Here is a 7,511-nt window from a genome sequence, read left to right as displayed (position 1 = left end):
ACGCAGGCCCTCGACGCGCTCGAACCGTTGCGCGGCGAACACCGACATCAACGTCGACACATCCGCCACCGCATCCAACCCATCACGACCCGCCGCGACCGGATCACCGTCGGCGTCGATCCACTCCTGCTCCTCGAACCACTCCGGTCGCTCGGACCACTCCGAGCCCGCAACGTCCGCCGGAAGCGCATCGGCATCACGCCGCGCCTCACCGCCAGTCGGGGTGCCGTCGTTCTCGAGCATGCCTACATGTTAGAACAAACGTACGACACTCGACCGAAAAGCCCGGCTCTGTGGATAACACCGACCGCGCGTCGGTCACGTCACACCGCGTTCTCGAGGACATGCAGCAGCGTCCCGCCCAGATCGATCAACGCCCCGCGAGCAGACCCCGGGCCTGCATCCGTACCGGCGTCAGCCACCGGCGCCGACGCGCCCCTCCCCACCCCGGACGGGGCGGATCAGTGCCCGAGAACGCGACCGAGCTTGGAGTCGGATGCTGCGGGGCGACCGCCCACGGCTGCCACGGCCGCGTCGACCGCGGCGAAGAACGTCTCGCGGTCGGCGGGCGCGTCGGGGGCGGCGGGGCCGAGTTCCATCTCCCACTCCCGCCAGGTGGTGTCGCGCTCACCGCGCTCGTCACGGCCGCGCACGCGGTCGTCGACGAACTCCGCTATCAGCCCGCCCTCGGCGTCGTGCAGGGCGTAGGCCGTTCGCGTGTTGCGGATGCGGGCGAGGAGCGTGAACGGCGGCGCGGCCCACGGGGCCACCGCGTCGACGATCGCCGGCGGAACGGCGCTCTCGTCGCCCTCTCCCAACGGCCATCCCCACTCCGAGCGACCGTCGGCGACAGATGCCTTCACATGCCAGCCGGCATCAGGACCGCCCTCGCGGCGACGGACGGCGACCCGTGCGCGGGCGAGATCGAGACCCGCGGTGTCGAAGTAGCGCGCGTCCAGCTCACGCAGTTCCGCGTCACCGACGCGGGAGACTCCGGGCAGGCGTGACCAATCCGGAAGCGGGGTCTCGGCCGACACGTCGTACGTGCGCTCGACCTCGATCGAACGCGTGGGTTCGGACGAGGCCGCCGCGCTCAATCGTCTCGTCCGTCTTCGTTCGGGTTGATGTCCTGGGTCGCTTCGGCGTAGGTGAAGACGGCCTCGGTGGGTCCGTCGCTGTCGCCGGTGTTCTCGAGGTCGCCGCCGCGGCGGTAGACCAGCTGGCCCTCGCCGTAGGGGACGATGAGCGAGTCGTCGACGTCGTCTTCGAGAGGGATCACCTGGCCGTCGAGCGGCCCGCCAGTCAGTCGTGCAAGTGCCATGTCGCCCAGCGTAGTCCGAAGCATCCGCTGTGGAGACGGCCCTCCCTCACAGAGGGCGATGACCTATGATCACTCGCGTGAAGGCTCTCCGCACGTTCACCGTCCGTCCCGTCCTCTCGCCCGCACTGGCGCCGCTCGACCGTCTCGCGACGAATTGGCGGTGGTCGTGGAGTCGCGCCACGTCGTCGCTGTTCGCCTCGATGGACCACGATCTCTGGGCCAGGGTCGACGAGAACCCCTCACGACTGCTCGGCACCATCGGTCAAGCGCGTCTCGACGAGCTGGCATCGGACGAGGGCTTCGTCGCCCGCGTGCGGGCCGAGGACGAACGCCTCGAGGCCTATCTCACCGGGGAGCGCTGGTTCCAGGGCCTCGCCGACCCCAAGCCCGCGCACATCGCGTACTTCTCCCCCGAGTTCGGTGTCGACGGGTCGCTTCCGCAGTACTCGGGAGGCCTCGGCATCCTCGCCGGCGACCACCTCAAGAGCGCGTCCGACCTGGGTGTGCCGCTGACGGGCGTCGGACTCTTCTACCGCGCCGGGTACTTCCGACAGTCGATCGGCGACGACGGCTGGCAGCACGAGAGCTACCCGGTGCTCGATCCCTACGGCCTCGGACTTCGGCAGCTGCAGGAGCCCGACGGGTCACCCGTCGAGATCTCGCTCGAGCTCCCGGCCGGCAGAACCCTGTTCGCCCGAGTCTGGGTGGCCGACATCGGTCGCGTTCCGCTGCTGCTTCTCGACGCCGAGACCCCGTCGAACTCGGAGGATCTGCGACGCGTCACCGATCGTCTCTACGGCGGCGGGGGCGAGCACCGGCTGCACCAGGAGCTGCTGCTCGGTATCGGGGGCGTCCGCGCGGTGCGGGCCTGGTGCCGCATCACCGGCCGGCCCGAACCCGACGTCTTCCACACGAACGAGGGCCACGCCGGATTCCAGGGCCTCGAGCGCATGTCGGAGTTCATCGCCCGCGACGGGCTGTCGTTCGAGGTGGCCCTGGCACAGGTGCGGGCCTCGACCGTCTTCACGACCCACACCCCGGTGCCCGCCGGCATCGACCGCTTCCCGCGGACGCTCGTCGCCGACTACCTCTCCGGGGGGCTGCTCGCCGGCATCGACGGCACCCGCGCCCTCGCGCTCGGACTCGAGGACTACGACGGCGGCGATCCGCACGTGTTCAACATGGCCGTCCTCGGACTCCATCTCGGTCAGCACGCCAACGGTGTCTCGCTGCTGCACGGCGCGGTCAGCCGCGGCATGTTCGGCGCCCTCTGGCCCGGGATCGACTCCGACGAGGTGCCGATCACGTCGATCACGAACGGCGTGCACGCGCCGACCTGGGTGCACCCGTCGCTGAAAGCGCTGAGCGAGCGCGGGTTCGGCGACGCCCTCACCGCAGACCACGACTGGCGCGACCGCGCGGCCGTTCCCGACGGCGAGCTCTGGGGAGTCCGCGTCGAGATGAAGCAGGAGCTCGTGGCCGAAGCCCGCCGCAGACTCGGGGCCGCAGCGTCCTCGTCGCCCGCGGCGTGGACGGCGAAGGTGCTCGACCCCGAGGTGCTCACGATCGGGTTCGCGCGCCGCGTGCCGACCTACAAGCGCCTGACGCTGATGCTGCGCGATCCCGAGCGCCTCACGCGTCTGCTCACCGATCCCGACCGTCCGGTGCAGATCGTCATCGGAGGGAAGTCCCACCCGGCCGACGACTCCGGGAAGACCCTCATCCAGCAGCTCGTGCGTTTCAGCCGCGACCCGAAGGTGCGCGAGCGGATCGTCTTCCTGCCCGACTACGACATCACCCTGGCCAAGAAGCTCTACCCCGGGTGCGACGTCTGGCTGAACACGCCGGTCCGCCCGCTCGAGGCGAGCGGCACGTCGGGCATGAAGGCGGCGCTCAACGGATCGCTCAACCTCTCCATCCTCGACGGCTGGTGGGACGAGTGGTACGACGGCCGCAACGGCTGGGCGATCCCCACGGCCGACACCGCGGCGAACGACGACGAGCGCGACGATGCCGAAGCATCCGCCCTCTACGACCTGATCGAGCACCAGCTCGTGCCGACCTTCTACGAGCGGGAGGGCGGAATCCCCGTCGGCTGGCTCGAGCGCGTGCGGCACACGATGACCGACCTCGGACGCAAGGCCACGAGCGATCGGATGGTGCGTGACTACGTCACGAGGCTCTACGCGCCCGCCTCGGCGAACGAACACGCTCTGAGCGCCGACGGCTTCGCCGGTGCGCGGGAATTCGCGGCGTTCCTCACCCGGGTGCGCGATGCGTGGCCGCGGGTGTCGGTGCGGGCGGTCGACGCGACGGCCGTCTCGGCCCAGGCTCGCGCGGGCGACCGGATCTCGGTGCGGGCGATCGTCGACCTCGACGGACTCACCCCCGACGATGTGTCGGTGCAGCTCATCTCCGGCGCGATCGACGCTGACGGGACGCTGGCCGGCGAACGGACGACGATCGCACTGTCGGACGCGGGAGAGGAGGACTCGGCGACCGTGTTCGAGGGAAGCCTCGCCCTCGACGCGACCGGTCCGTTCGGCTACGCGGTGCGCGTGGTCCCTCGCCACGACCGGCTCGTGTCGGCCGTGGAGCTCGGCCTCGTCGCCGTCGCGACCTGAGCGATCAGACGCGAGCGCGGCGAGGAAGGCGCACCACGTCGAGAACGCCGGTCACTGCGGGTCGGACGCGCGCGAGCGCCGGCTCGAGCCCGAGATCGACGACCCGGATCTCGCCGACCACCGCGGGGCCGCGTCCCCTCACGAGACCCGCCTTCACCGCCCCGAACGTGACGGTGATCGACGCGGGCAGCACCGCGGAGTCGGCGGTGCCGTCGTCGGGGTGCAGGCCGCTCGGCAGATCGACGGCGATGACGGTCGTGCCGGATGCGGCGCTCACGGGCGCCAGCGATTCGACCACCGCTCGGGCGGCACCGCGCAGTCGAGGGTCGGGCACTGCGCCGATACCGAGGATGCCGTCGAGGATGACGGAGTACTCCCCCGGACAGGAGCAGACGTCGGCCGCGTGGCGCAGCTCGGCACCGGCACCCAGTGCCGTGCTCAGCGCCTCACGGTGCACCCGGTCGGAGGTGAGCACGATCTCGACGGGAGCGAGCGGCGCGAGTTCGGCCGCCGCGAAGAGCGCGTCGCCGCCGTTGTCGCCGGCACCGGCCAGCACGAGTACGCGTCCGGGATGCTTCGCGAGCACGTCCCGCGCGATCTCGGCCAGAGCCGCGGCCGCTTCGAGCATGAGCGGTTCCCCCGCGGCCAGCAGAGGAGCCTCGGCGGCCCGCACGGCAGCGGCGGTATAGGCGCCGCTCACTTCTGACGAGCTCATGGGGTCACGCTAGTCGCGCCCGCGCGCGGGAGACCGGCGGTTGCCGTCTCGGTCAGGACGAGGTAGTGCTCAGCGGGGGCGCCGCCGGAGCACGTGTGGCGGCGACCTGCAGACCGACCTTCACGGTCTGCCCCGGGGCGAGGCCGGCGGCCCATCCGGCACCGCTGCAGGTGATGGTCGACCCGGAGATTCGGCAGTCCATCCCCCACGCGTTGACGATCGACGTGGCTCCCGGCGACGACCAGCTGACCGTCCAACGATCGACTCTGCGAGCCGCCGTCACCGTGAGATCGGCCACATATCCTTCACCCCAGGCGCTCTGCAGGCTCCACGCGGCCGTGATCGCGCCGGCCGAGGGAGCGCTCGGAGACGGCGTGGCCGACGCGGTCGGCTTGGGCGTGCTGCTCGGCTTGGGCGTGCTGCTCGGCTTCGGTGTACTGCTCGGCTTCGGCGTACTGCTCGGCTTCGGCGACGCCGTCGGCTTCGGCGTACTGCTCGGCTTGGGCGTACTGCTCGGCTTCGGCGTACTGCTCGGCTTCGGCGTCGATGATGACGAGGGCTTCGGCGTGGCCGATGCCGTGGGCGCGGCGGTCGGCACGGTCGTCGGCGTCAGCAGTGGCGCGAGGGCCGCGAGCTTCGTCGTCTGCGGGGTGCGCCAGTCGTCGCGCACGAGGCCGCCGGTGTCGCCGCTGTTCGGGTTGAACGACCAGTAGGCGAAGCTGATGCCGGTCTTCCCGAGGTAGTCGACGAGGGTCTTCACCCACGCCCTGTCGCTCGCGGTCTCGAGCTTCGTGCCGAACTCGCCCACGAGCACGGGCGCGATCCCGCGACTGGCGATGAACCCCCAGTTCTTCTCCCAGACCGCCGGGAGGTTCGCGGGGTAGTCGCCCGCGCCGAACCACGTCTGGTTGTAGACGCTCGCCGGATACTCGTGGGGCGAGTACACGACCCGGTTCGCAACGTTCAGCGTGACGGGCTTCTCCGCGACGCCCGCGAGGCCCCCGCCCCACCACGTGGAGCTGCCGTCGGGCTGGCGTTCGACGCCCTCGACGACGATCAGGAGCTTCGGATTCACCGACAGCACGGCGTTGCCCGCACGCGTCGCGGCCGCCCGCCAGTCGGTCGCGGCATCGCCGCACCCCCAGCACGCGGCGCCGTGTGGCTCGTTGTGGAGATCGACACCGACGACGGCCGGCTCGTTCTTGTACCGCTGCGCGAGCATCTTCCACTCGTCGATCCAGCGCTGTTCCGAGTAGGCGGGGGTGTACCAGAGCTCCGACTGGGCGTCCGACCCCGGACGGTGCCGATCGAGGATCACACTCAGCCCGACGGCCTTCGCACGGGCGATGACCGTGTCCATGAGCTGCAGCGGCGTCAGGCCCACCAGCGTCGGGTTCGCGTTCGCGTCGATCGAGGTGGTCGACGACGCCGTCAGGCATTCGTTCGAGAAGGGCAGCCGAATGGTGTTGAACCCCATCTCGGCGATGCGCCGCATCCCCTCGTCGAGGGGGATGGTCCACAGACCGTGAGGCGCGCAGGTGCTCGTCTCCATCCCGAACCACGACACCGCTCGAATGGTGTGCGTCTGCCCCGACTCGGTGACGATGCGGGAGCCGTCGGTGTGCAGCCAACCGGCAGTGGTCGCGGCGCGCGCCGGGACGACCGATGTCATGACCCCGGCCGAGACGACGACCGCGATCGACAACAGAAGTCCGAGCCAGCGACTCCCCCGCGATCCTGTGCGCACACCGATCATGATCCCTCCTGCAGCGAATGCTACTGGTGGGATGCGTCGGCCGCGTTTCCGGATGCTGCGCTCTTCTCGCGCTCGGTCGCTTCGGCGTCGCGCGCCGCCGTGAGTTCGGACGCCGCCGCCTGCACGGCACGCTCTGCCTGCCGGACGCGGAACTGCACCATCGTCGCCGCGCCGAAGCGGGCGTGCACCCGGTCTTCGTCCTCCTCGTGGCCGGTGACGATGTAGGCCGACGCGATGAGGATGACCTGGCTGGAGAGGTTGAGCCACAGCAGCAGCGCGATCAGCGACGCGAAGGTGCCCAGGAGCGGATTGGAGCTCGCGCCCCCGACGAACAGGCCCGACAACTGCTGCAGCACGGTGAGCCCGATGCCGCCGAGGAGCGCGCCCGTCCACAGGGTGCGACGGCGGACGCGAAGCCCTGACAGGAAGGCGAACAGCGCGGCGACGACCACGGTATCCAGGGCGAGGACCACGGCGACGGAGACGAGCCAGGCGAGGAATCCTGCCCACCCGGCATCGGCGGCGACACCCATCCAGCCCCGCAGGACATCGAGGCCGGCGGTGGCGAGGAACGTGGCGGCGGCCGCGGCGGCGAGGGCGCCCCCGATGCCGATGGCGAGGGCGAGGTTTCGCAGCAGCACCCACACGATGAAGGTGTCGTCGGTCGTCTGGGCCGCGATCTGGCGCAGGGCCGTGCGGAGGGTGCCGATGGCGCCGATCGCCGCTCCGACCAGACCGAGGAGGGAGACGATGCCGGCGATCGTGAACGCCCCGGGTGCCTCGATCTTCGAGACGTCGATGAGGCCGTTCTCGCCCACCAGCCCGGGGATGGCGGAATTCAGCGAGCGGGTGAGCGCGGCCAGCGCGTCGGGGTTTCCCGCCAGCCAGATCCCCGCGAACGAGAATCCGAGGAGCACGCCGGCGAAGAGGCTGAACAGGGTGCGATAGGTCACACTGTCGGCGAGGACCGGACCGCGGGCTCCGGCATAGCGCAGGTAGGCGCGCACGGGCCGGCGAGCCAGCGCCCACGCGGTGGCGCGAGAGATCACGGAGTCGGTCATCCCGTCAGGTTATCGGCGCCGTGCCCCTCGTCCC

At 70.7% G+C, this 7,511-nt stretch carries 7 protein-coding genes; 1 reads left to right on the top strand and 6 read right to left on the bottom strand.

What is annotated here, in order from left to right:
- From DEA06_RS15535 to DEA06_RS15525, 3 genes are all read right to left on the bottom strand, one after another.
- The coding region (locus DEA06_RS15535; RefSeq protein ID WP_205781306.1) for a hypothetical protein at positions 1-243 on the bottom strand (243 nt) is incomplete at its 3' end.
- A gap of 218 nt (positions 244-461) precedes the next feature.
- A complete protein-coding gene (locus DEA06_RS15530; RefSeq protein ID WP_116648916.1) occupies positions 462-1,097 on the bottom strand; it encodes a CYTH domain-containing protein in 636 nt (211 codons plus the stop codon).
- Positions 1,094-1,321, bottom strand: coding sequence for a response regulator (locus DEA06_RS15525; protein ID WP_116648915.1), 228 nt, complete (start codon positions 1,319-1,321; stop codon positions 1,094-1,096). The genes DEA06_RS15530 and DEA06_RS15525 overlap by 4 nt, the downstream gene beginning before the upstream one ends.
- 77 nt (positions 1,322-1,398) lie before the next feature.
- Between DEA06_RS15525 and glgP the strand changes: the two genes are divergently transcribed.
- Positions 1,399-3,945, top strand: a complete 2,547-nt coding sequence (gene glgP / locus DEA06_RS15520) for an alpha-glucan family phosphorylase (RefSeq protein WP_116648924.1) — start codon at positions 1,399-1,401, stop codon at positions 3,943-3,945.
- A gap of 4 nt (positions 3,946-3,949) precedes the next feature.
- Here glgP and DEA06_RS15515 read toward each other — a convergent pair whose 3' ends face one another.
- From DEA06_RS15515 to DEA06_RS15505, 3 genes are read right to left on the bottom strand one after another with little or no spacing between them, the layout of a single operon-like run.
- Positions 3,950-4,660: an NAD(P)H-hydrate epimerase gene (locus tag DEA06_RS15515; protein WP_116648914.1), complete on the bottom strand. Its 711-nt coding sequence runs from the start codon at positions 4,658-4,660 to the stop codon at positions 3,950-3,952.
- A 52-nt stretch (positions 4,661-4,712) separates the two neighbouring features.
- On the bottom strand, positions 4,713-6,416 hold the full coding sequence (locus tag DEA06_RS15510) for a cellulase family glycosylhydrolase (RefSeq protein ID WP_116648913.1): 1,704 nt from the start codon (positions 6,414-6,416) through the stop codon (positions 4,713-4,715).
- Positions 6,417-6,436: 20 nt separating this feature from the next.
- Positions 6,437-7,477 carry a YhjD/YihY/BrkB family envelope integrity protein gene (locus DEA06_RS15505; RefSeq protein WP_116648912.1) on the bottom strand — a complete coding sequence of 347 codons (1,041 nt, stop codon included), beginning with the start codon at positions 7,475-7,477 and terminating at the stop codon, positions 6,437-6,439.
- Positions 7,478-7,511 lie beyond the last annotated feature (34 nt).

Origin of the sequence: Microbacterium sp. Gd 4-13, from assembly GCF_003095395.1 — a bacterium.
Lineage (GTDB): Bacteria > Actinomycetota > Actinomycetes > Actinomycetales > Microbacteriaceae > Microbacterium.
The sequence above is the reverse complement of the archived record's forward strand: the minus strand, read 5'-3'. Positions and strand labels throughout refer to the sequence as shown.

Excerpts from the sequence above, each read along its gene's own strand:
- DEA06_RS15525 (WP_116648915.1), bottom strand. The coding sequence starts at position 1,321 with ATGGCACTTGCACGACTGACTGGCGGGCCGCTCGACGGCCAGGTGATC.
- DEA06_RS15515 (WP_116648914.1), bottom strand. The coding sequence starts at position 4,660 with ATGAGCTCGTCAGAAGTGAGCGGCGCCTATACCGCCGCTGCCGTGCGG.
- DEA06_RS15510 (WP_116648913.1), bottom strand. The coding sequence starts at position 6,416 with ATGATCGGTGTGCGCACAGGATCGCGGGGGAGTCGCTGGCTCGGACTT.
- DEA06_RS15505 (WP_116648912.1), bottom strand. The coding sequence starts at position 7,477 with ATGACCGACTCCGTGATCTCTCGCGCCACCGCGTGGGCGCTGGCTCGC.